This window comes from Enterobacter cloacae complex sp. S1, from assembly GCF_014930525.1.
GTDB lineage: Bacteria > Pseudomonadota > Gammaproteobacteria > Enterobacterales > Enterobacteriaceae > Enterobacter > Enterobacter hormaechei_C.
Window position 1 is genome coordinate 55,551 of sequence record NZ_JADBRE010000028.1, and the last position, 24,279, is coordinate 79,829.

At 56.9% G+C, this 24,279-nt stretch carries 17 protein-coding genes and 1 riboswitch; of the genes, 12 read left to right on the forward strand and 5 right to left on the reverse strand.

Going from position 1 to position 24,279, the window contains the following annotated elements; all coding sequences use genetic code 11:
* The first annotated feature begins 22 nt into the window (after positions 1-22).
* From metB to katG, 4 genes are all read left to right on the forward strand, one after another.
* On the forward strand, positions 23-1,183 hold the full coding sequence (gene metB / locus IM290_RS18175; protein WP_017383102.1) for a cystathionine gamma-synthase: 1,161 nt from the start codon (positions 23-25) through the stop codon (positions 1,181-1,183).
* A gap of 2 nt (positions 1,184-1,185) precedes the next feature.
* Complete coding sequence (locus tag IM290_RS18180; RefSeq protein ID WP_033487968.1) at positions 1,186-3,618, forward strand: bifunctional aspartate kinase/homoserine dehydrogenase II; 2,433 nt, start codon at positions 1,186-1,188, stop codon at positions 3,616-3,618.
* 226 nt (positions 3,619-3,844) lie between these two features.
* On the forward strand, positions 3,845-4,735 hold the full coding sequence (gene metF, locus IM290_RS18185) for a methylenetetrahydrofolate reductase (protein ID WP_032104303.1): 891 nt from the start codon (positions 3,845-3,847) through the stop codon (positions 4,733-4,735).
* A gap of 144 nt (positions 4,736-4,879) precedes the next feature.
* Complete coding sequence (gene katG / locus IM290_RS18190) at positions 4,880-7,060, forward strand: catalase/peroxidase HPI (protein ID WP_086524114.1); 2,181 nt, start codon at positions 4,880-4,882, stop codon at positions 7,058-7,060.
* A gap of 92 nt (positions 7,061-7,152) precedes the next feature.
* Here the strand turns inward: katG and IM290_RS18195 are convergent, their stop codons facing one another.
* From IM290_RS18195 to argE, 3 genes are all read right to left on the reverse strand, one after another.
* On the reverse strand, positions 7,153-8,256 hold the full coding sequence (locus IM290_RS18195; protein WP_015569954.1) for a glycerol dehydrogenase: 1,104 nt from the start codon (positions 8,254-8,256) through the stop codon (positions 7,153-7,155).
* A 206-nt stretch (positions 8,257-8,462) separates the two neighbouring features.
* Complete coding sequence (gene ppc / locus IM290_RS18200) at positions 8,463-11,114, reverse strand: phosphoenolpyruvate carboxylase (RefSeq protein WP_017383108.1); 2,652 nt, start codon at positions 11,112-11,114, stop codon at positions 8,463-8,465.
* 271 nt (positions 11,115-11,385) lie between these two features.
* Positions 11,386-12,537, reverse strand: a complete 1,152-nt coding sequence (argE, locus tag IM290_RS18205; RefSeq protein ID WP_015569956.1) for an acetylornithine deacetylase — start codon at positions 12,535-12,537, stop codon at positions 11,386-11,388.
* A gap of 88 nt (positions 12,538-12,625) precedes the next feature.
* Here argE and argC point away from each other — a divergent pair, with 88 nt between their 5' ends.
* The 4 genes from argC to oxyR all read left to right on the forward strand — a co-directional run bounded on the left by argC (position 12,626) and on the right by oxyR (position 17,115).
* Positions 12,626-13,630 (forward strand): N-acetyl-gamma-glutamyl-phosphate reductase, encoded by a 1,005-nt coding sequence (gene argC, locus IM290_RS18210; RefSeq protein ID WP_193041456.1) that lies wholly within the window; start codon positions 12,626-12,628, stop codon positions 13,628-13,630.
* Positions 13,631-13,636: 6 nt separating this feature from the next.
* On the forward strand, positions 13,637-14,413 hold the full coding sequence (gene argB, locus IM290_RS18215; protein WP_088567109.1) for an acetylglutamate kinase: 777 nt from the start codon (positions 13,637-13,639) through the stop codon (positions 14,411-14,413).
* 105 nt (positions 14,414-14,518) lie between these two features.
* Positions 14,519-15,892 (forward strand): argininosuccinate lyase, encoded by a 1,374-nt coding sequence (argH, locus tag IM290_RS18220; RefSeq protein WP_193041457.1) that lies wholly within the window; start codon positions 14,519-14,521, stop codon positions 15,890-15,892.
* A 305-nt stretch (positions 15,893-16,197) separates the two neighbouring features.
* Complete coding sequence (gene oxyR / locus IM290_RS18225; RefSeq protein ID WP_193041458.1) at positions 16,198-17,115, forward strand: DNA-binding transcriptional regulator OxyR; 918 nt, start codon at positions 16,198-16,200, stop codon at positions 17,113-17,115.
* Here the strand turns inward: oxyR and sthA are convergent.
* Positions 17,098-18,498: a Si-specific NAD(P)(+) transhydrogenase gene (sthA, locus tag IM290_RS18230; protein ID WP_003862057.1), complete on the reverse strand. Its 1,401-nt coding sequence runs from the start codon at positions 18,496-18,498 to the stop codon at positions 17,098-17,100. The genes oxyR and sthA overlap by 18 nt on opposite strands.
* A gap of 196 nt (positions 18,499-18,694) precedes the next feature.
* Here sthA and fabR point away from each other — a divergent pair, with 196 nt between their 5' ends.
* Both fabR and IM290_RS18240 read left to right on the forward strand, forming a co-directional pair.
* Positions 18,695-19,333, forward strand: coding sequence for an HTH-type transcriptional repressor FabR (gene fabR / locus IM290_RS18235; RefSeq protein ID WP_003862059.1), 639 nt, complete (start codon positions 18,695-18,697; stop codon positions 19,331-19,333).
* 9 nt (positions 19,334-19,342) lie between these two features.
* The gene (locus tag IM290_RS18240) at positions 19,343-19,702 is read left to right on the forward strand and encodes a YijD family membrane protein (RefSeq protein WP_017383113.1); all 360 of its coding nucleotides are present in this window, start codon (positions 19,343-19,345) and stop codon (positions 19,700-19,702) included.
* A gap of 79 nt (positions 19,703-19,781) precedes the next feature.
* On the opposite strand, the gene trmA is transcribed toward IM290_RS18240, so the two are convergent.
* Positions 19,782-20,882 (reverse strand): tRNA (uridine(54)-C5)-methyltransferase TrmA, encoded by a 1,101-nt coding sequence (gene trmA / locus IM290_RS18245; protein WP_193041459.1) that lies wholly within the window; start codon positions 20,880-20,882, stop codon positions 19,782-19,784.
* Positions 20,883-20,986: 104 nt separating this feature from the next.
* A riboswitch (cobalamin riboswitch) is annotated at positions 20,987-21,163 on the forward strand.
* 65 nt (positions 21,164-21,228) lie between these two features.
* Here trmA and btuB point away from each other — a divergent pair.
* Both btuB and murI read left to right on the forward strand, forming a co-directional pair.
* Complete coding sequence (gene btuB / locus IM290_RS18250; RefSeq protein ID WP_193041460.1) at positions 21,229-23,079, forward strand: TonB-dependent vitamin B12 receptor BtuB; 1,851 nt, start codon at positions 21,229-21,231, stop codon at positions 23,077-23,079.
* On the forward strand, positions 23,024-23,875 hold the full coding sequence (gene murI, locus IM290_RS18255) for a glutamate racemase (RefSeq protein ID WP_003862067.1): 852 nt from the start codon (positions 23,024-23,026) through the stop codon (positions 23,873-23,875). Before btuB ends, murI begins: the two co-directional genes overlap by 56 nt.
* Positions 23,876-24,279: the final 404 nt, after the last annotated feature.

Sequence of the window (24,279 nt, forward strand, 5' to 3'; positions counted from 1 at the left end):
TCATTCGCCAGGAAGCCTCACCATGACGCGTAAACAGGCCACCATCGCAGTGCGTAGCGGATTGAATGATGACGAGCAGTACGGCTGCGTTGTCCCGCCAATTCATCTCTCCAGCACCTATAATTTCACCGGATTTAATGAACCCCGCGCGCATGACTACTCGCGTCGCGGCAATCCTACGCGTGACGTCACCCAGCGCGCGCTGGCGGAACTGGAAGGCGGCGCGGGTGCGGTATTAACCAATACCGGCATGTCTGCCATTCACCTGGTGACTACGGTGTTCCTGAAACCTGGCGATCTGCTGGTGGCGCCGCACGACTGTTATGGCGGCAGCTATCGTCTGTTTGATAGCCTGGCGAAACGTGGCTGCTACCGTGTGCTGTTTGTCGATCAAAACGACGAACAGGCGCTGAAACAGGCGCTTGCCGAGCAGCCGAAGCTGGTGCTGGTGGAAAGTCCAAGCAATCCATTGTTGCGCGTAGTCGATATTGCGAAAATTTGTCAGCTCGCAAGGGATGCGGGAGCGATAAGTGTAGTGGATAATACGTTCCTCAGTCCGGCCCTTCAGAACCCACTGGCACTGGGTGCCGATCTGGTGTTGCATTCATGCACTAAATATCTGAATGGCCATTCTGACGTAGTAGCAGGTGTGGTGATTGCCAAAGATCCTGATGTAGTCACCGAACTGGCATGGTGGGCCAATAACATTGGCGTCACCGCGGGCGCCTTCGACAGCTATTTGCTGCTGCGCGGCATCCGTACGCTGTCGCCGCGTATGGACGTGGCGCAGCGTAATGCCCAGGCGATCGTGGATTTCCTGAAAACCCAGCCGCTGGTGAAGAAGCTTTATCACCCGTCGCTGCCGGAAAATCAGGGGCACGAGATTGCCGCGCGCCAACAGAAAGGATTTGGCGCGATGTTAAGTTTTGAACTGGACGGTGACGAGCAAACGCTGCGTCGCTTCCTGAGCGGGTTGTCATTGTTTACGCTGGCGGAATCCTTAGGGGGAGTAGAAAGCTTGATCTCCCACGCCGCAACCATGACGCACGCAGGTATGGCACCCGAAGCACGTGCCGCCGCCGGGATTTCCGAGACGCTGCTGCGTATCTCGACCGGTATTGAAGATTCTGAAGATTTAATTGCCGATCTGGAAAATGGCTTCCGGGTCGCAGCCAAGGGGTAATCATGAGTGTGATAGCGCAGGCAGGGACGAAGGGTCGTCAGCTGCACAAGTTTGGTGGTAGTAGTCTTGCTGATGTGAAATGTTACCTGCGTGTCGCAGGGATCATGACCGAGTATTCACAGCCGGGGGACATGATGGTTGTCTCTGCGGCGGGCAGCACCACCAACCAGTTGATTAGCTGGCTGAAACTGAGCCAGACCGATCGCCTCTCTGCGCATCAGGTGCAACAGTCCTTACGTCGTTACCAGAGCGAACTGATTGCCGGTTTGCTGCCTGCGGACGTGGCGGACGGGCTGATTAGCGCTTTTACGCACGACCTTGAGCGTCTGGCCGCTCTGCTGGACAGCGGCATTACCGATGCAGTGTATGCGGAAGTGGTTGGCCACGGTGAAGTGTGGTCTGCGCGCCTGATGGCCGCTGTGCTGCAACATCTTGGTGTGGACGCCGCCTGGCTCGACGCGCGTGATTTCCTGCGTGCCGAACGTGCCGCGCAGCCGCAGGTGGACGAAGGGTTGTCTTACCCGCTGCTGCAACAGCTGCTGGTGCAACATCCTGGTAAACGTATTGTCGTCACCGGTTTTATCAGCCGCAGCAACGCGGGCGAAACCGTTCTGCTGGGCCGTAACGGCTCTGACTACTCGGCAACGCAGATTGGCGCCCTGGCGGGCGTGTCCCGCGTCACCATCTGGAGCGACGTGGCCGGTGTCTACAGCGCGGACCCGCGCAAAGTAAAAGATGCCTGCCTGCTGCCGCTGCTGCGTCTCGACGAAGCGAGCGAACTGGCGCGTCTGGCGGCCCCGGTGCTGCACGCGCGCACGCTACAGCCGGTTTCCGGCAGCGACATCGACCTGCAACTACGCTGTAGCTACACGCCGGATCAGGGTTCCACCCGCATCGAACGCGTGCTGGCATCCGGTACGGGCGCGCGCATTGTCACCAGCCATGATGACATCTGCCTGATTGAGTTCCAGGTGCCTGCGGGCCAGGATTTCAAACTGGCACACAAAGATATCGACACCATCCTGAAACGTGCCCAGGTGCGTCCGCTGGCCGTTGGCGTACATAACGATCGTCAGCTGTTGCAGTTCTGCTATACCGCTGAAGTGGTGGACAGCGCCCTGAAAATTCTGGATGAAGCGGGCCTGCCGGGCGAGCTTCGCCTGCGTCAGGGGCTGGCGCTGGTGGCGATGGTGGGCGCGGGCGTCACCCGTAACCCGCTCCACTGCCACCGCTTCTGGCAGCAACTGAAAGGTCAGCCGGTGGAGTTCACCTGGCAGTCGGAAGAGGGCATCAGTCTGGTTGCCGTGCTGCGTAAAGGGCCAACCGAAAGCCTGATTCAGGGTCTGCACACCTCCCTGTTCCGCGCGGAAAAACGCATCGGCCTGGTACTATTCGGGAAAGGGAACATCGGTTCCCGCTGGCTGGAGCTGTTCGCCCGCGAGCAGGTGACGCTTTCGGCGCGTACCGGGTTTGAATTTATTCTGGCAGGGGTGGTGGACAGCCGCCGCAGCCTGCTGAACTACGAAGGGCTGGACGCCAGCCGGGCGCTGGCCTTCTTTAACGATGAAGCGGTTGAGCAGGATGAAGAGTCGCTGTTCCTGTGGATGCGCGCGCACCCGTACGACGATCTGGTGGTGCTGGACGTGACTGCCAGCGAACAGCTGGCCGATCAGTATCTGGATTTCGCCAGCCACGGTTTCCACGTCATCAGCGCCAACAAACTGGCGGGCGCGAGCAGCACTGATAAATACCGTCAGATCCATGACGCATTCGAAAAAACGGGCCGTCACTGGCTGTATAACGCCACCGTTGGCGCGGGCCTGCCAGTGAACCATACCGTGCGCGACCTGATTGAAAGCGGCGACAGCATTCTGGCGCTGAGCGGGATCTTCTCCGGCACGCTCTCCTGGCTGTTTTTGCAGTTTGATGGCACCGTTCCGTTCACCGACCTGGTGGATCAGGCGTGGCAGCAGGGCTTAACCGAGCCGGATCCGCGCGTTGACCTTGCCGGTAAAGATGTGATGCGTAAGCTGGTGATCCTGGCGCGTGAAGCCGGCTACGACATTGAGCCGGGTCAGGTACGCGTCGAGTCTCTGGTGCCTGCGGGCTGCGAGGAGGGGTCCGTCGATCACTTCTTCGAGAACGGTGACGAGCTGAACGAGCAGATGGTGCAACGTCTGGAAGCGGCTAACGAGATGGGCCTGGTGCTGCGTTACGTGGCGCGTTTCGAGGCGAACGGTAAAGCGCGCGTGGGCGTGGAGGCGGTGCGTCCTGAACATCCGCTGGCGGCGCTCCTGCCGTGCGATAACGTCTTCGCCATCGAAAGCCGCTGGTATCGCGATAACCCGCTGGTGATCCGTGGCCCGGGCGCGGGACGCGATGTCACCGCCGGAGCCATTCAGTCTGACATTAATCGTCTGGCTAAGCTGCTGTAATTTCGCTTGTTCCCTCTCCCCGTGGGAGAGGGTTAGGGTGAGGGCAGCAGACCGCACTCACCCCCATCATGAGCGCCCTTCATCTTCCCTGAACAAACCTCACCGTTAATGTTGATTATTTCTGTTGACGTCATCCCGCTTTTCCGTCATTTTTACATCTGGACGTCTAAACGTATAGAAGTTCACAACACAACAAACAACGACACGCGAAAGATAGAGGTAAGGTATGAGCTTTTTTCACGCCAACCAGCGGGAAGCCCTGAATCAGAGCCTGGCCGAAGTAAACGGCCAGATTAACGTCTCTTTTGAATTTTTCCCGCCGCGCACCAGTGAAATGGAGCAAACCCTGTGGAGCTCTATCGATCGTCTGAGCAGCCTCAAGCCGAAGTTCGTCTCCGTGACCTACGGCGCCAACTCCGGTGAGCGTGACCGCACGCACAGCATCATTAAGGGCATTAAAGATCGAACCGGTCTGGAAGCGGCACCGCACCTGACCTGTATCGACGCCACCCGTGATGAACTACGCGCCATTGCCCAGGACTACTGGAATAACGGCATTCGCCACATTGTGGCCCTGCGCGGCGACCTCCCGCCAGGCAGCGGCAAGCCGGAGATGTATGCCACCGATCTGGTCGGGCTGCTGAAAGACGTTGCCGACTTTGATATCTCCGTGGCCGCCTACCCTGAAGTTCACCCGGAGGCCAAAAGCGCCCAGGCGGATCTGCTCAACCTGAAGCGTAAAGTGGAGGCCGGTGCTAACCGCGCGATTACTCAGTTCTTCTTTGACGTGGAAAGCTACCTGCGCTTTCGCGACCGCTGCGTCTCGGCGGGTATTGATGTCGAAATCATTCCTGGCATTCTGCCGGTCTCGAACTTCAAACAGGCGAAGAAATTCGCTGATATGACCAACGTGCGCATTCCGCTGTGGATGTCCAAAATGTACGAAGGGCTGGACGACGATCCGGAAACCCGTAAGCTGGTGGGGGCCAATATTGCGATGGACATGGTGAAGATTTTAAGTCGCGAAGGGGTGAAAGATTTCCATTTCTATACCCTGAACCGTGCGGAAATGAGCTACGCCATTTGCCATACGCTCGGTGTTCGCCCGGCGCTGTAAAGTAAAAAACCCTCATAAAGTGAGGGTTTTTTAATCGAACGGAGAGTTAAAAGGTATTAGCTATCGAATCTGTGGATTAATTCAACTATCTCTTATCGTTAGTGGTGTATATCGTAACGGTAACACTGTAAAGGGAGCATAGCGATGAGCATGTCAGACGAGACCAATAACGCGGCATCCGCCGGCAAATGTCCGTTCCACCAGGGCGGCGTCGATCATAGCGCGGGTGCAGGTACCGGCAGCAAAGAATGGTGGCCTAAACAACTTCGCATCGATCTACTTAATCAACACTCCAGCCGTTCTAACCCTCTGGGTGAAGACTTCGACTACCGCAAAGAATTCAGCAAGCTCGACTATTCCGCCCTTAAGGGCGATCTCAAAGCACTGTTAACCGACTCACAACCGTGGTGGCCTGCCGACTGGGGCAGCTATGCGGGCCTGTTTATCCGTATGGCCTGGCACGGTGCGGGTACCTATCGCTCCGTTGACGGTCGCGGCGGCGCCGGACGCGGTCAGCAACGCTTTGCACCGCTGAACTCCTGGCCGGATAACGTCAGCCTGGATAAGGCTCGCCGCCTGCTGTGGCCAATTAAGCAAAAATACGGACAAAAAATCTCCTGGGCTGACCTCTTTATCCTCGCGGGTAACGTGGCGCTGGAGAACTCCGGCTTCCGCACCTTTGGTTTCGGTGCCGGGCGTGAAGACGTCTGGGAACCGGATCTGGACGTGAACTGGGGCGATGAAAAGGCCTGGCTGACCCACCGTGACCCGGAAGCGCTGGCGAAGCGCCCGCTTGCGGCCACCGAAATGGGCCTGATTTACGTGAACCCGGAAGGGCCGAACGCCAGCGGTGAACCGCTGTCTGCGGCGGCGGCGATCCGCGCTACCTTTGGCAACATGGGCATGAATGACGAAGAGACCGTCGCGCTGATTGCGGGCGGCCATACGCTCGGTAAAACGCACGGCGCAGGTGAAGCCACGCACGTGGGCACTGACCCGGAAGCGTCGCCGATTGAAGCGCAGGGCCTGGGCTGGGCCAGCACGCACGGCACCGGTATTGGCGCTGACGCCATCACCTCCGGGCTGGAAGTTATCTGGTCTCAAACCCCGACCCAGTGGAGCAATTACTTCTTCGAGAACCTGTTCAAATACGAATGGGTGCAGACGCGTAGCCCGGCGGGCGCCATTCAGTTTGAAGCCGTGGATGCGCCGGAAATTATGCCTGACCCGTTCGACCCGTCGAAAAAACGCAAGCCAACCATGCTGGTCACCGACCTGACGCTGCGTTTTGATCCGGAATTCGAGAAAATTTCCCGTCGCTTCCTGAACGATCCGCAGGCCTTCAACGAAGCCTTTGCGCGCGCGTGGTTCAAGCTGACCCACCGCGATATGGGGCCAAAAGCGCGGTACATCGGCCCGGAAGTACCGAAAGAAGATCTGATTTGGCAGGATCCGCTGCCTCAACCGGTGTTCCATCCGACGCAGGAAGATATTGAAAGCCTGAAAGCGGAAATCGCGGCCGCTGGTCTCTCCGTGAGCGAGCTGGTTTCCGTGGCCTGGGCGTCGGCATCGACCTTCCGCGGCGGCGACAAGCGTGGCGGCGCTAACGGCGCGCGTCTGGCGCTGGCGCCTCAGCGCGACTGGGATGTGAACGCCGCGGCGGTGCGGGCGTTACCGGCTCTGGAAGCTATCCAGCGCACCACTAATAAAGCCTCACTGGCCGATATCATCGTGCTGGCAGGTGTTGTGGGCGTTGAGCAGGCGGCGAAAGCCGCGGGCGTTTACGTCAACGTACCGTTCACCCCGGGCCGCGTGGATGCGCGTCAGGACCAGACGGACATCGAGATGTTTAACCTGCTCGAACCGGTTGCTGACGGTTTCCGCAACTACCGTGCGCAGGTGGATGTATCCACCACGGAGTCGCTGCTGATCGACAAAGCCCAGCAGCTGACCCTGACTGCGCCGGAACTGACGGTGCTGATCGGCGGTCTGCGCGTACTGGGTGCAAACTTCGATGGCAGCAAGAATGGCGTGTTTACCAACCGCGAGGGCGTGCTGAGCAACGACTTCTTCGTTAATCTGCTGGATATGAACACCCAGTGGAAAGCGACCGACGACTCAAACGAGCTGTTTGCCGGTAGCGATCGCGCCAGCGGGGAAGTGAAATACACCGCGACCCGCGCCGATCTGGTCTTCGGTTCAAACGCCGTCCTGCGTGCGCTGGCCGAAGTTTACGCCAGCAGTGATGCACACGAGAAGTTCGTTCGTGATTTTGTTGCCGCATGGGCGCGAGTGATGGATTTGGATCGGTTTGACGTGAAGTAGCCATTGTGCCGGGTGGCGGCTACGCCTTACCCGGCCTACAAATTAAAGTGCCATGTAGGCCGGGTAAGCGCAGCGCCACCCGGCTTTTTTCGTTACTCCCACTCCTGCAAGAATCGCTGTCCGTACTGGTCCGCCACCAGCAGCGCCGCATAGACCTGATCCGGCGTGACGCCGCCAGGCATGTTGTGAATGGTTTCCCCTTCGGCACAGGACGCCTCCGCGATCAGCCGCATTTTGGCCGGAATATCCTCTTTGATATTCAGCTGCGCCAGCGTGATCGGCAGCCCAACGCTGTGGCAAAGCGCGGCGACGGTCTCAATTTCTTCAACCGGCGCGTTCTCCAGTACCAGTTGCGTCAGCGTGCCGAACGCGACCTTTTCACCATGGTAGAAATGATGCGCATCCGGCACCGCCGTCATGCCGTTGTGAATGGCATGCGCCGCCGCCAGCCCGCCGCTTTCAAAGCCCACGCCGCTGAGATAGGTGTTGGCTTCGATAATGCGTTCCAGAGCCGGTGTGACCACGTGCTGTTCCGCCGCCAGCATCGCTTTCTCGCCCTCTTCAACCAGCGTGTTGTAGCACAACTCTGCCAGCGCTAACGCTGCCTGCGTGCACTTGCCGCCCGCCATGGTCGTCGCGCCGCTACGTGAGCAGGCACGCGCTTCAAACCAGGTTGCCAGGGCATCGCCAATCCCGGCGGCCAGCAGGCGCGCAGGTGCGCCCGCCACCACTTTGGTATCGACAATCACCATGTTCGGGTTGTGCGGCAGCATCAGGTAGCGATCGAACTCGCCGCTGTCGGTATAAATCACGGAAAGGGCGCTGCACGGCGCATCGGTGGAGGCAATGGTCGGGGCAATGGCCACCGGCACGTCCATAAAGTGGGCCAGCGCTTTGGCAGTATCCAGCGTTTTTCCGCCGCCGATACCCAGCACCGCCAGACAGTCAGTGCTGTCGGCCAGCTTTTTCAGGCGATCGATTTCATTTTGCGAACATTCGCCGCCAAACGGTGCAATTTCGGCATGGAGTCCGGCTTTTTTGAAACTCTGGCGCAGGGTTTCTTCAGCAAAACCCAGCACAAATTTATCGCCCACCACCAGCCAGCGATTCGCCAGCGGCTTCAGGTAGTCGCCGAGGCGAGTGAGAACATCTGCACCCTGGATGTATTTTCCCGGGGATTGAATGACACGGTCCATAACATTACTCCCTTAGTGTTTGAGGTAAATTCTGTCCTGTTCGAACTGCACTAAGAGTGACTCTACTCCCGGCGTGCCGGTCATTTGTTGCGCTACGTCTAAGGGAAACGTGATTGCCTTACCGGTGGCAAAGATTGAGGGGGAGATCAGGGAAGGGGGAAGATCGAGAAGTGCCCGGCAAGCGTAGCGCTGCCGGGCACTGAGCATTAACCGGTGTTGCGCATACCTGCCGCAACGCCTGCTATCGTTACCATCAGCGCCTGTTCAACGCGCGGATCCGGCTCTTTACCTTCCTCCTCCGCCAGACGCGAACGGTGCAGCAGTTCAGCCTGTAAAACGTTCAGCGGGTCGGTGTAGATGTTACGCAGCTGGATAGACTCGGCGATCCACGGCAGGTCTTCCATCAGGTGGGAGTCATTAGCGATATCCAGCACCACTTTAATATCGCCTTCAAGCAGCTCGCGCAGCTCTTTACCCAGCGCCCACAGCTCTGGTTTCACCAGACGCTGATCGTAGTATTCCGCCAGCCACAGGTCGGCTTTCGAGAAGACCATCTCCAGCATGCCCAGACGGGTAGAGAAGAATGGCCAGTCGCGGCACATGGTTTCCAGTTCGCTCTGCTTTCCGTCTTCCACCACTTTTTGCAGCGCCGCACCGGCACCCAGCCAGGCCGGCAGCATCAGACGGTTTTGCGTCCAGGCGAAGATCCACGGAATGGCGCGCAGGGATTCAACGCCGCCGGTCGGGCGACGCTTGGCCGGGCGCGAACCCAGAGGCAGTTTACCCAGCTCCTGCTCAGGCGTGGCTGAGCGGAAGTAAGGCACAAAGTCTTTGTTTTCACGCACGTAGCCGCGATAGAGGTCGCAGGAGATGTCAGACAGCTCATCCATGATCCGGCACCAGGACTCTTTTGGCTCCGGCGGCGGCAGCAGGTTGGCTTCCAGGATCGCACTGGTATAGAGCGACAGGCTGCTGATGGTCACTTCCGGCAGGCCGTACTTGAAGCGGATCATCTCACCCTGCTCGGTCACGCGCAGGCCGCCTTTCAGGCTTCCTGGTGGTTGAGAGAGCAACGCTGCGTGTGCAGGCGCACCGCCACGACCAATGGAGCCGCCGCGTCCGTGGAACAGGGTCAGTTCAATACCGGCTTTTTCGCAGGTTTTGATTAGCGCATCCTGCGCCTGATATTGCGCCCAGGAGGCTGCCATCACGCCCGCATCTTTCGCGGAGTCGGAATAGCCAATCATCACCATCTGTTTGCCCTGAATAAAGCCGCGATACCAGTCGATGTTCAGCAACTGGGTCATCACGTCGTTAGCGTTGTTCAGGTCGTCGAGGGTCTCAAACAGCGGGGCCACTGGCAGAGCATAGTCAATGCCCGCTTCTTTCAGCAGAAGGTGAACGCCCAGCACGTCGGACGGGGTCTTCGCCATGGAGATCACATAGGCGGCCACCGATCCTTTCGGCGCATCCACGATCGCTTTACAGGTGTTGAGCACTTCGCGGGTGTCGTTGCTTGGCTCCCAGTTGCGCGGCAGCAGCGGGCGCTTGGAGTTCAGCTCGCGGATCAGGAACGCCTGTTTGTCGGCTTCTGACCAGCTTTCATAGTCGCCGATGCCGAGGTAGCGGGTCAGCTCGCCCAGTGCTTCGGTATGACGGGTACTTTCCTGACGAACGTCGATACGCACCAGCGGCACGCCGAAACACTTCACGCGGCGCAGGGTGTCGAGCAGTTCGCCGTTGGCAATGATGCCCATCCCACAGGCCTGGAGCGATTTATAGCAGGCGTACAGCGGCTCCCAGAGCTGTTCGTTCTGGCTCAGCAGACCTTCCGGCTTCGGCAGGCGCTGGCCTTTCAGGCGCGCTTCCAGCCAGGCCTGAGTGGCCATCAGCTGACCGCGCAGTTTTTTCATCAGGAAACGGTACGGTTCGCTGGCGCCTTCTTCACCGGCCAGCGCGCGCAGTTCCGGCGTCGCTTCCACCATCGACAACTCGGAGATCAGCACCTGAATATCTTTCAGGAACAGGTCGGTCGCTTTCCAGCGGCTCAGCAGCAGGACGTGACGGGTGATTTCCGCCGTCACGTTCGGGTTGCCGTCGCGGTCGCCGCCCATCCAGGAGGTGAAGCGTACCGGAACAAAATCAACCGGCAGGCGGTAGCCCAGGTTCTCTTCCAGCTGTTCGTTCAGCTCGCGCAGGTAGTTGGGGACCCCTTCCCACAGGCTGTTTTCCACCACCGCAAAGCCCCATTTGGCTTCGTCTACCGGGCTTGGGCGATGCTTACGAATTTCATCGGTGTGCCAGGACTGGGCAATCAGCTGGCGCAGACGGCGCATAAGCTGGTTACGTTCGTAGTCGGCAATGTCTTTGTTATCCAGTTGCTTCAGACAGTTGTTCACTTCCACCATTTTGTGGATCAGCGTACGACGGGTGATTTCAGTTGGGTGTGCGGTCAGCACCAGCTCCAGCGAAAGGGATTCTACCGCTTTTTTGATGGTCGCTTCGTTGAGGTCGGGCTGGTCTTTGAGTTTACGAAGGGTGCGGGCAATGACTTCCGGGTTGCTGGCCGCTTCGCCTTTTGGCGAAATGCTGTGGTATTGCTCAGCGGTGTTTGCCAGGTTCAGAAACTGGCTGAAGGCGCGGGCAACGGGCAGCAGCTCATCGTTAGAGAGGTTCTGCAAGGTGGTGAGCAGCTCCTGACGATTGGCCTCGTTACCGGCGCGGGAAGATTTGGACAGCTTGCGGATGGTTTCAACGCGGTCGAGGATGTTCTCCCCCAGTGCGTCTTTGATGGTATCTCCAAGCACTTTGCCGAGCATACTGACATTACTACGCAACGCGGAATATTGTTCGTTCATAAAAACCCAGTCACCCCATCATTTTTGTTTATGCCCATGCGAAAATCTTCTGGACATTATTTTGTCATCTCCCTTTATAAAGCCACGTAAAACCCCCGTCGTCAATTGCTGCGAAAACGGTTCAGCAAACGAATAAATGTGGGCAATTTACGAAATTTAATTCGTATTGCGTCAGATAAGAGATGCTTATGGGAATGTGACGAAGATCATGCGATTTGTTGCCCTCACCCTAACCCTCTCCCACAGGGAGAGGGGACTGTTCGGTGCGTTTTTAATGCCAGCAGAAGTGATGCACAACCTGGGTAATGAGTTCGCGAGTGGGCTTGATGAAGCGGGTTTCGAGATATTCGTCCGGCTGGTGGGCCTGGTTGATGGAGCCAGGGCCCAGAACCAGCGTCGGGCACAGCGTCTGAATAAACGGCGCTTCGGTGCAATAGTTCACCACGTCGGTTTTCTCGCCGAGCAGTTTTTCCACCACCTGAACCAGCTGATGGTCAGGCGGACATTCGTAGCCTGGAATCGGCGGATGCAGTTCGGAGACCGTCAGACGGCCCGGCCAGCGCTCGCTGACCGGTGCCAGCGCTTCGTTCAGTAAGCCATCCAGATCGCTCAGCGTCATGCCCGGCAGAGGACGGATATCCATATGCAGTTCGCAGCAGGCGCAGATACGGTTGGACGCATCACCGCCGTGCAGGCTGCCGAGGTTTAGCGTCGGATACGGCACGGTGAACGCCTCGTAGTGATAGCGCTCTTTCAGATCGTCGCGCAGGGTCATGATGCGGCCAATGGCGTCATGCATCAGCTCGATGGCGTTCACGCCGCGCGCCGGATCGCTGGAGTGGCCGGACTGTCCGAGCACGCGCACCGCGGTAGAAATATGGCCTTTGTGCGCCCGAATCGGTTGCAGAGAGGTCGGTTCGCCGATGATCGCGCAGTCAGGACGAATCGATGTGTTTTCAGAGAAATAACGTGCGCCCGCCATGCTAGTCTCTTCATCGGCGGTCGCCAGAATGTAGAGCGGCTTTTTCAGGGTTGTCACGTCCACGTCACGCAGCGCGTCGAGGATAAAGGCGAAAAAGCCTTTCATGTCGGCGGTGCCCAAACCGTAGAGTTTGTTGTCATGTTCGGTCAGCGTGAACGGATCGCGCGTCCAGCGGCCATCATCAAACGGCACGGTGTCAGTGTGGCCAGCCAGCAGCAGGCCGCCCGCGCCATGTCCGGTACTGGCGAGCAGGTTAAATTTGTGGCGTGTTCCGGGGACGGGCTGAACCTCAACGTTAAACCCAAGATCGCTAAACCAACCCGCCAGCAGATTGATTAAAGACTCATTGCTCTGATCCAGGGCTTCTTCCGTCGCGCTGATGGAGGGTGTGGCAATCAGAGCGCGGTAAATCTCGATAAATGGCGGTAAGTTCATTTTCATTGTTGACACACCTTAGGTCGTGATAGTATCAATATTCATGCAATAAATGTGAATAAAAATACATTATCGTTGAGCATAAAGGAACCCGATGTTGAATACGCTGATTGTAGGCGCTAGCGGTTATGCGGGCGCAGAGCTTGTAAGCTACGTAAATCGCCACCCTCATATGACCATAACCGCTTTGACCGTGTCAGCGCAAAGCAATGATGCCGGAAAGTTAATTTCCGATTTGCATCCACAGCTTAAGGGCATTGTCGATCTGCCGTTGCAGCCCATGTCTGACATCAGCGAGTTCACCGACGGCGTTGACGTTGTGTTTTTAGCCACGGCGCATGAAGTTAGCCACGACCTGGCACCGCAATTTTTAGCGGCCGGCTGCGTGGTCTTTGATCTCTCCGGCGCGTTTCGCGTTAACGACAGCGCGTTCTACGAAAAATATTATGGTTTCACCCATCAGCACCCGGATCTGCTCGAAAAAGCGGTGTATGGCCTGGCGGAGTGGAGCGCTGACAAACTGAAAGAAGCGGATCTGATTGCCGTGCCGGGCTGCTACCCGACGGCGGCGCAGCTTTCCCTGAAGCCGCTGATCGACGCGGGTCTGCTGGATCTGAATCAGTGGCCGGTGATCAACGCCACCAGTGGCGTGAGCGGCGCCGGGCGCAAAGCGGCGATCTCCAACAGCTTCTGCGAAGTGAGCCTTCAGCCGTATGGCGTGTTTAATCACCGCCATCACCCTGAAATCACCACCCATCTGGGCGCGGACGTGATTTTCACCCCGCACCTCGGCAGCTTCCCGCGTGGGATCCTCGAAACCATTACCTGCCGCCTGAAACCGGGTGTGACCAAAGAACAGGTGAGCGAGGTCTTCACGCAGGCGTATGCGGATAAACCGCTGGTGCGCCTGTATGACAAAGGCGTGCCGGCGTTGAAAAACGTGGTTGGCCTGCCGTTCTGTGACATCGGCTTTGCCGTGCAGGGCGAGCATCTGATTGTGGTCGCCGCAGAAGACAACTTACTCAAAGGCGCTGCCGCACAGGCAATGCAGTGTGCAAATATTCGTTTCGGCTTCCCTGAAACGCAGGCTCTTATTTAAGGTGTGATGATGAATCCATTAATTATCAAACTCGGTGGTGTACTGCTGGACAGCGAAGAAGCGCTGGAGCGCCTGTTTACCGCACTGGTGAACTATCGTGAATCACACCAACGTCCGCTGGTGATTGTGCACGGCGGCGGCTGCGTGGTGGATGAGCTGATGAAAGGGCTCAACCTGCCGGTGAAAAAGAAAAATGGCCTGCGCGTGACGCCTGCGGACCAGATTGACATCATTACCGGCGCGCTGGCGGGCACGGCGAACAAAACGCTGCTGGCGTGGGCGAAGAAACACCATATCGCCTCCGTTGGCCTCTGTCTGGGCGATGGCGATAGCGTGAAAGTGACCCAGCTCGACGAAGAGCTTGGCCATGTTGGACTCGCGCAGCCAGGTTCGCCTAAGCTGATTAACACCCTGCTGGAAGGCGGTTTCCTGCCGGTGGTGAGCTCAATCGGCGTGACCGAAGAGGGCGAACTGATGAACGTCAATGCGGACCAGGCGGCGACGGCGCTGGCGGCAACGCTGGGCGCAGACCTGATCCTGCTCTCCGACGTGAGCGGCATTCTGGACGGCAAAGGCCAGCGCATTGCGGAAATGACCGCCGCAAAAGCCGAGCAGCTGATCGATCAGGGCATTATCACCGACGGCATGATCGTTAAAGTTAACGCCGCGCTGGATGCGGCCCGCACGCTGGGCCGCCCGGTGGATATCGCCTCCTGGCGTCATGCAGAGCAGCTTCCGGCGCTGTTTAACGGCACGCCGATTGGCACGCGTATTCTGGCTTAAGATTCTGTGCCGGATGGCGCTTCGCTTATCCGGCCTACGTGAATTTTGTAGGCCCGGTAAGCGCAGCGCCACCGGGCAAAAATATCATCATTAAGGAAATTCGTTATGGCACTTTGGGGTGGGCGTTTTACACAGGCAGCGGATCAGCGGTTCAAACAGTTCAACGACTCTTTGCGCTTCGACTACCGCCTGGCCGAACAGGATATTGTCGGCTCTGTGGCCTGGTCCAAAGCGCTGGTGACCGTTGGCGTGCTGACCGCAGACGAACAGCAGCAGCTGGAAGAGGCGCTGAACAACCTGCTGGAAGAGGTGCGTCTGGATCCGGAGCAAATCCTCCAGAGCGATGCCGAAGATATTCACAGCTGGGTGGAAGGCAAACTGATCGACAAAGTCGGCCAGTTGGGTAAAAAGCTCCATACCGGGCGTAGCCGTAATGACCAGGTGGCGACCGACCTGAAGCTGTGGTGCAAAGAGACCATCGGCGAACTGCTGGCGGCGAATCGTCAGTTGCAGAGCGCACTGGTGGACACCGCGCAGCGCAATCAGGATGCGGTGATGCCGGGTTATACCCACCTGCAACGCGCGCAGCCGGTGACGTTCGCACACTGGTGTCTGGCCTACGTTGAGATGCTGGCGCGTGATGAGAGCCGTTTACAGGATACCTTAAAGCGTCTGGACGTCAGCCCGCTGGGCAGCGGCGCGCTGGCCGGTACGGCGTATGAAATCGACCGTGAGCAGTTGGCAGGCTGGCTGGGCTTTGCCTCCGCCACCCGCAACAGCCTGGACAGCGTCTCTGACCGTGACCACGTGCTGGAGCTGCTCTCGAATGCCTCTATCGGGATGGTGCACCTGTCGCGCTTTGCCGAAGACCTGATCTTCTTTAACTCTGGCGAAGCGGGCTTTGTAGAGCTGTCCGACCGCGTGACGTCCGGCTCCTCCCTGATGCCGCAGAAGAAAAACCCGGATGCGCTGGAGCTGATCCGCGGTAAGTGTGGCCGTGTGCAGGGCGCGCTGACCGGTATGATGATGACCCTGAAAGGGCTGCCGCTGGCATACAACAAAGACATGCAGGAAGACAAAGAGGGGCTGTTCGACGCGCTCGACACCTGGCTGGACTGTCTGCATATGGGCGCGCTGGTGCTGGACGGCATTCAGGTGAAACGTCCGCGCTGCCAGGAAGCGGCGCAGCAGGGGTATGCTAACTCTACCGAGCTGGCGGACTACCTGGTGGCGAAAGGCGTACCGTTCCGCGAGGCGCACCATATTGTGGGTGAAGCAGTGGTGGAAGCGATTCGTCAGGGTAAAGCCCTTGAAGAGCTGGCGCTTGCCGACCTGCAAAAATTCAGCGCGGTTATCGGGGATGATGTCTACCCGATTCTGGCCCTGCAATCCTGCCTGGATAAGCGTGCAGCGAAAGGTGGCGTGTCGCCGAAGCAGGTAGCGCAGGCGATTGCGGATGCGAAAAACCGGTTGGTTTGAATAGTGCGGGCTGGTGCCCTCACCCCGGCCCTCTCCCACAGGGAGAGGGAGAAAAACGGAGCCTGGCTTAGTGCTGGGCTTTTTTTTACGCAAAAAAAAGCGGACCACGGGGTCCGCAAAAGTTCACGTTGGCTTTAGTTTTTCGAGTTTTGAGAGAAACTCGCTGACGGTGCGGGGACGTCAAGGGTCAAACACGTGCCGCCTCGTCTATGTGATGTATTATTCAACAGAATGCTTGATAGGGATAATCGTTCGTTGCTATGCTATCTATCGCCATGAACTATCGTGGCGACGGAGGATGAATAATGAATATTCGTGATCTTGAATACCTGGTAGCGTTAGCTGAGCATCGCCATTTTCGCCGCGCGGCAGACTCCTGCCACGTCAGCCAGCCAACGCTGAGCGGTCAGATCCGCAAGCTGGAAGATGAGCTGGGCGTGATGCTGCTGGAGCGCACCAGTCGTAAGGTACTGTTCACGCAGGCAGGTCTGCTGCTGGTGGATCAGGCGCGCACCGTACTGCGCGAGGTCAAAGTGCTCAAGGAAATGGCAAGCCAGCAGGGGGAAGCGATGTCCGGCCCGCTGCATATTGGCCTGATCCCAACCGTTGGCCCGTACCTGTTGCCGCAAATCATTCCGATGCTGCACCAGACGTTCCCGAAACTCGAAATGTACCTGCATGAAGCGCAAACCCATCAGCTGCTGGCGCAGCTGGACAGCGGCAAGCTCGACTGCGCGATCCTGGCGCTGGTCAAAGAGAGTGAAGCGTTTATTGAAGTACCGCTGTTCGATGAGCCGATGGTGCTGGCGATCTATGAAGATCACCCGTGGGCGAACCGCGATCGCGTGCCGATGGCCGATCTGGCCGGGGAAAAGCTGCTGATGCTGGAAGACGGCCACTGTCTGCGCGATCAGGCGATGGGCTTCTGCTTCGAAGCGGGTGCCGATGAAGATACCCATTTCCGCGCAACCAGCCTGGAAACGCTGCGTAATATGGTGGCGGCGGGAAGCGGCATTACGCTGCTGCCGGCGCTGGCGGTGCCGCACGAGCGTAAACGTGATGGCGTGGTCTATCTGCCGTGTATTAAGCCGGAGCCGCGTCGCACCATTGGTCTGGTTTACCGTCCGGGGTCACCGCTGCGCAGCCGCTATGAGCAGCTGGCAGAGGCCATCCGGGGTGCGATGGATGGCCATTTCGACAGCGCGTTAAAACAGGCGGTTTAAGCCGTTCAGCGCAGCTACACGATAGGCTTCCGCCATGGTCGGGTAGTTAAAGGTGGTGTTAACGAAGTACTCAATGGTGTTGCCACCACCTTTTTGCTCCATGATCGCCTGGCCGATATGAATGATTTCCGCCGCGCGTTCACCGAAGCAGTGAATACCGAGGATCTCTTTCGTCTCGCGATGGAACAGGATCTTAAGCGTACCTACGCTCATTCCCACGATTTGCGCCCGCGCCAGATGTTTAAACTGGGCACGACCCACCTCGTAAGGCACCTTCATGGCTGTCAGCTGCTGCTCGGTTTTGCCGACAGAACTGATTTCCGGAATGGTGTAGATGCCCGTCGGGATATCTTCAATCAGATGCGCCGTCGCTTCACCTTTCACCAGCGCCTGTGCGGCGATGCGGCCCTGATCGTAAGCGGCGGAGGCCAGGCTTGGGTAACCAATCACGTCGCCCACCGCGTAAACGTGCGGCAGCGCAGTCTGGTACATGCTGTTGACCTTGAGCTGACCGCGGCTGTCGGTTTCAAGCCCGATATTCTCCAGCTGCAATGAATCGGTGTTGCCGGTACGGCCGTTGGCGTACAGCAGGCAGTCCGCCTTCAGCTTCTTACCAGATTTCAGGTGCATGATCACACCGTCGTCGCAGCCTTCGATTTTCTCGTACTCTTCGTTGTGGCGAATCACCACGCCGCTGTTCCAGAAGTGGTAGGAGAGAGAGTCTGACATCTCCTGATCGAGGAACGCCAGCAGGCGGTCGCGGGTGTTAATCAGGTCAACTTTGACCTCCATTCCCCGGAAGATCGATGCATATTCACAGCCAATCACCCCCGCACCGTAGATGATCACATGGCGTGGCTCGTGGTGCAGGCTGAGGATGGAGTCGCTGTCGTAAATGCGCGGGTGCGAGAAATCCACGTCTGCCGGATGGTAAGGACGGGAGCCGCAGGCGATCACAAATTTTTCAGCGGTGAGCGTCTCAACCGAACCGTCGTGGCACTCCAGCGCCAGGGTGTGCTCATCCACAAAATGCGCGTTCCCTTGCAGAATTTCACAGTGGTTGCGCTCATAGAAACCCTGACGCATGCGCGTCTGCTGGTTAATGACCGTGTCTGCGTGATTCAGGATATCGGCAAAGGAGGAACGAAGAAGTCGGGAGTGGTCGCTGTAAAGTGGGTTCTGGTTAAATTCGATAATGCGGCTAACGGCGTGGCGGAGGGCTTTCGAAGGGATGGTGCCCCAGTGGGTGCAACCGCCGCCGACATTATGGTAGCGCTCAATAACCGCTACTCTGGCTCCCTGTTTTACCAGACCCATAGCAGCACCTTCGCCGCCGGGGCCGGAACCAATAACTATTGCGTCGTAATCGTAGGAATGTGGCATGGCAAGGCTTACCTGTTCTTATACATAAAAGCAACAGAATCATAACATCATTGCCAGGGTAACCCAATTATCGTTGTGCTTTTTTCGGGCAGTGGAGCACAAACCGCCCGTAAACAATCATTCACAAAGCCAGGTAAACAGATTAATTTTATTCTCTGGTATAGTGCCAACGGGCCTTTGGAAGGATTCAACTATCGTGATGGGCGTAAGAGCACAACAAAAAGAGAAAACCCGGCGTTCGCTGGTGGAAGCCGCATTCAGTCAACTGAGTGCTGAGCGGAGTTTTGCCAGTTTGAGCCTGCGTGAAGTGGCGCGCGAGGCCGGGATTGCGCCGACGTCCTTCTATCGTCATTTCCGTGATGTGGATGAACTGGGCCTGACCATGGTCGACGAGAGCGGTTTGATGCTGCGTCAGCTTATGCGTCAGGCGCGTCAGCGTATCGCCAAGGGCGGTAGCGTGATCCGCACCTCCGTGTCGACATTTATGGAATTTATCGGCAATAACCCTAACGCGTTTCGCCTGCTGTTGCGTGAGCGTTCCGGAACGTCAGCCGCGTTTCGTGCCGCCGTCGCGCGTGAAATTCAGCATTTCATCGCGGAACTTGCCGACTATCTTGAACTCGAAAACCATATGCCGCGTGCGTTTACTGAAGCACAGGCCGAGGCGATGGTGACGATTGTTTTCAGCGCGGGTGCCGAAGCGCTGGATGTCAGCATTGAACAACGTAAGCAACTCGAAGAGCGACTGGTATTGCAGCTGCGGATGATTTCTAAAGGTGCGTACTACTGGTATCGCCGTGAACAAGAGAAGTTGGCACATCAAAACGATGAGTGAAGGTGAGTAATGAAACAGTCAGGTCAGGATAAAGGAACGCTGTTGCTGGCATTGATCGCTGGCTTATCCATTAATGGTACGTTTGCGGCGGTTTTTAGCTCAATTGTACCGTTCTCGATTTTCCCGATTATCGCGCTGGTGCTGACGGTGTACTGCCTGCATCAACGTTATCTGAACCGCACCATGCCGGTTGGGTTACCGGGACTGGCCGCAGCCTGTTTTATTCTGGGTGTACTGTTGTACAGCACCGTGGTGCGCGCAGAGTATCCGGATATTGGCTCTAACTTCCTGCCTGCGGTACTGTCTGTGGCGCTGGTGTTCTGGATTGGCTCGCGCATGCGTAGCCGCAAGAGCCAGTTGCCGGAGTAATGAATTATTTGTAGGGCAGGTAAGCGTAGCGCCACCTGCCAAAAACGCCGGATGGCGCTACGCTTATCCGGCCTACAGATCACCGTGCGGTAAGTAAAACGCCGCACTCCATATGGTGCGTATACGGGAACTGATCGAACAGCGCCAGACGTTCAACCTTGTGCGTCTGGCTTAATGTTTCCAGATTCTTGCACAGCGTCTCCGGGTTACAGGAGATGTACAAAATACGCGGGTACGCCTGCACCATCTTCTCGGTTTCGCTGTCCAGGCCACTGCGCGGCGGGTCGACAAAAATTGTCTCACACTGGTAGCTCTTCAAATCAATCCCTTGCAGGCGGTTAAACTCGCGTACGCCGTTCATCGCCTGGGTAAATTCTTCTGCCGCCATACGAATAATTTGTACGTTATCAATATGGTTAGCGGCGATGTTGTACTGCGCGGCGGCCACCGACGGTTTGGCGATTTCCGTCGCCAGCACGCGCTCGAAATTACGCGCCAGCGCCAGCGAGAAGTTGCCGTTACCGCAGTAGAGCTCCAGCAGATCGCCCGTCGACCCTTCCGTCGCGTTCAACGCCCACTCCAGCATCTGCACGTTCATGGCGGCATTCGGCTGGGTGAAGCTGTTCTCCACCTGACGGTAAATCATCTCTTTACCTGCCACCGGCAGACGCTCGTCGATGTAATCCTGGTCCAGCATGATTTTGGTTTTGGTCGCGCGGCCAATCAGGTGCACGTTGATGTTCTGCGCGCGCAGCGCATCGCGCAGGGCTTCTGCCTGCTCGCGCCACTCGTCGGTCAGCGCTTTGTGATAGAGCAGAGAGACAATGGCCTGATTGCTTTGAGTGGTCAGGTAGTCAATCTGGAACAGCTTGTTGCGCAGCACCGGATTATTGCGTACACCGTCGATCATCAGCGTCATCAGCTGGTTGATGAGCTCACTCGCCGCCGGAAAACTGTCTACGCGAATGCGGGATTTCGTCTGCTGATCGAAAATGATGTGGTACAGGTCATCGCCATCGTGCCAGATGCGGAACTCAGCGCGCATACGGTAGTGGCTGACCGGAGAACGAAACACCTCGGGAACCGGCGCGTTGAAAGGCGTCATCATACTTTGCAGGCGGACAACTTTTTCTGCCAGCTGTGCGTCGTACTGTTCTGTCGGGAGGTGTTCGGGGGTCATGATGCGTCCTGAGTGATAAAGAATTACGCGGGGATTGTAGGGATTGTGCAGTGGATGTCCAGATTTAATGGCTAATAGCTATCTGGACATCTATACGTGTCTAATTGTAGCATTCTGTTTCCGGTCTCCTGAGAGTGAAAAGGGAATCCAGTGCAAATCTGGAGCTGACGCGCAGCGGTAAAGACTGGCGGGATGAGAGTTGTAGACACTGTGAAAATGGGAAGTCTTCATCCGTATAACGCCACCCAGCCCGAAGACCTGCCGGGATCACGTCGCATTTGGTTTCATCATCGCGTGCTATCGATGAGGCCTGCGGCATCCTTCTTATATTGTGGATGCTTTAACAATGATTAAAAAAGTATCGCTGTTGACGGCGTTTTCCGTCACGGCATTTTCGGGCTGGGCGCAGGAAAGCGCCGACTCGTTGGTGGTGACAGCAAACCGTTTCGAACAACCAGCAAAAACCGTTCTGGCTCCGACCTCCGTCGTGACCCGTGAGGATATTGAACGCTGGCAGGCAACGAGTGTTGTGGAAATCATGTCACGCCTGCCGGGTGTGGACATCGCACAAAGCGGCGGGATGGGGTCGACCTCTTCAACGTTTATTCGCGGTACGGAATCCCGCCATGTTCTGGTACTGATTGATGGTATCCCCCTGAATAATGCCGGGATCAGCAATGTTCCTGATTTAAGCCAAATTCCGACGTCGCTGATTCAGCGTATTGAGTACATTCGCGGCCCACGTTCGGCGCTGTATGGCTCCGACGCGATTGGCGGTGTGATTAACATCATTACCGGGCGCGACAAGCCGGGTGCGGAAATTTCTGCGGGTGTCAGTTCAAAGGGGTATCAAAACTATAACGGTGCCTTTCAGCAGGTGTTCGATAAAACCAAAATCACCATGGCCGGTGATTATACCTATACCCGTGGTTTTGATATTGCCGCAAAAGATGCCCCGCGCCAGCCAGACCGCGATGGTTTTATGAGTAAATCGCTGTTTGGCTCGGTGGAGCAGCAGTTTACCGACAGCGTCAGCGGGTTCTTCCGTGGCTTTGGCTACGATAACCGCTCCGCGTATGACGGTTACGATCACTATGGCGCGACCGGCATTGATGGGCGGCCGGACACGCGTCAGGTTTACAGCCAGAACTGGGACACCGGGTTGCGCTATAACCAGGGTATTTTCCAGTCACAGCTGGTGGCAGGGTATGGCCGTAGCAAAGATCAGAACTATGATCCGAAAAAAGGCCGCTACGCTGACTCCGCAACCATGGATGACGTGAAGCAGTACACCACCCAGTGGCTGAATACGGTTGAAGTGGGTCACGGCAATATCGGCGCGGGTCTGGACTGGCAGAAGCAGAAAACCCAGGCGGGTACGGGCTATCTGGAAAAAGGTTACGAACAACGTAATACCGGCGTGTTCCTTTCGGCGATGCAGCAGTTCAACAGCGTGACGCTGGAAGCGGCGGCGCGTAATGACGATAACTCTAATTTTGGCAATCACGCCACCTGGCAGACCAGCGCCGCATGGGAGTTCATCGAGGGGTATCGCATCATCGGTTCTTACGGTACAGCGTATAAAGCACCGACCATGAGCCAGATCCACAGTAAAGATTACGGTAATCCGGATCTGAAGCCAGAAGAGAGTAAGCAGTGGGAAGGCGGCTTTGAAGGTCTGACGGGGCCGGTAAACTGGCGTGTGACGGGCTATCGTAATGATATCGATAACCTCATTAATAGCGACCCGCGGACTTACCGTTATTACAACGTCGATGAAGCCCGTATTAAAGGAATCGAGGCGACGGCCCAGTTCGACACTGGCCCGGTAGGGCATCAGATTTCTTACGACTACGTCGACCCGCGTAATGCGAAAACTAACGAAGTCCTGGCTCGTCGCTCAAAGCAACAGGTTAAGTATCAGCTTGACTGGCAGGTGTGGGATCTCGACTGGAATCTGGCGTACCGTTATCTGGGCACTCGCTATGACGTTGCCGTTGATCCGAATACCTATGCAACAGAACGCGTGAAAATGGGCGGCGTCAGCCTGTGGGACGTCGCGGTTTCATATCCTGTCACCTCTCATCTCACAGTTCGTGGTAAAATAGCCAACCTGTTCGATAAAGATTACGAGACAGTTTATGGCTACCAAACTGCAGGACGGGAATACACCTTGTCTGGCAGCTACACCTTCTGATCCGCGTCCCACCGTGCTGGTGTTTGATTCCGGCGTCGGTGGGCTTTCGGTCTATGATGAGATTCGGCAGCTCCTGCCGGATCTCCATTACATCTACGCCTTCGATAACGTCGCGTTCCCGTATGGGGAAAAGAGTGAAGACTTTATTGTTGAGCGCGTGGTTGAAATCGTCACCGCGGTACAAAAGCGTTATCCCCTGGCGCTGGCGGTCATTGCCTGTAATACGGCAAGCACGGTCTCTCTTCCTGCCCTGCGCGAAAAATTTCCGTTCCCGGTTGTGGGCGTTGTTCCGGCAATCAAACCCGCGGCGCGTCTGACGGCGAACGGCATTGTGGGGTTGCTGGCTACGCGCGGTACGGTAAAACGTCCTTATACGCGTGAGCTTATAGAGCGCTTTGCCAATGAATGCCAGATCGCCATGCTCGGCTCCGCGGAGCTGGTGGAAATGGCGGAAGCGAAACTGCACGGCGAGACGGTATCGCTTGAAGAGCTGCGTCGTATTCTGCGTCCATGGCTGCGGATGCAGGAACCACCGGATACGGTTGTTCTTGGCTGCACCCATTTCCCGCTATTACAGGAAGAGCTGTTAAAGGTTCTGCCTGAAGGGACCCGGCTGGTGGATTCCGGTGCTGCGATTGCGCGTCGGACGGCCTGGCTGCTGGAACACGAGGCGCCGGATGCGAAATCAGCGGATGCGAACATCGCTTTCTGTATGGCGATAACAAAAGAAACCGAACAACTTTTGCCCGTTTTGCGTCGTTATGGCTTCGAAACGCTTGAAAAACTAGCGCTGTAGCACGGTTTTGAGCAAAAAAGAGACGGTTGAACGTTTTTTTTCAAAGAGGGGTTGTCAACGTCGGAGAACTCCCTATAATGCGCCTCCACTGACACGGAACAACGGCTTACAAGCCGCCGGGACAGCGGGGTTCAGAGATGAACGCCAACAGAGAAAAGTGAAAATAATTGCTTGACTCTGAAAGAGGAAAGCGTAATATACGCCACCTCGCAACGATGAGCTGAAAGCCGCGTTGCAACTGCTCTTTAACAATTTATCAGACAATCTGTGTGGGCACTCAAAGTGACATGGATTCTTAATGTCTTCGGACACTAAATGAATACCAAGTCTCAACGAGTGAACACGTAATTCATTACGAAGTTTAATTCATTGAGCATCAAACTTTTAAATTGAAGAGTTTGATC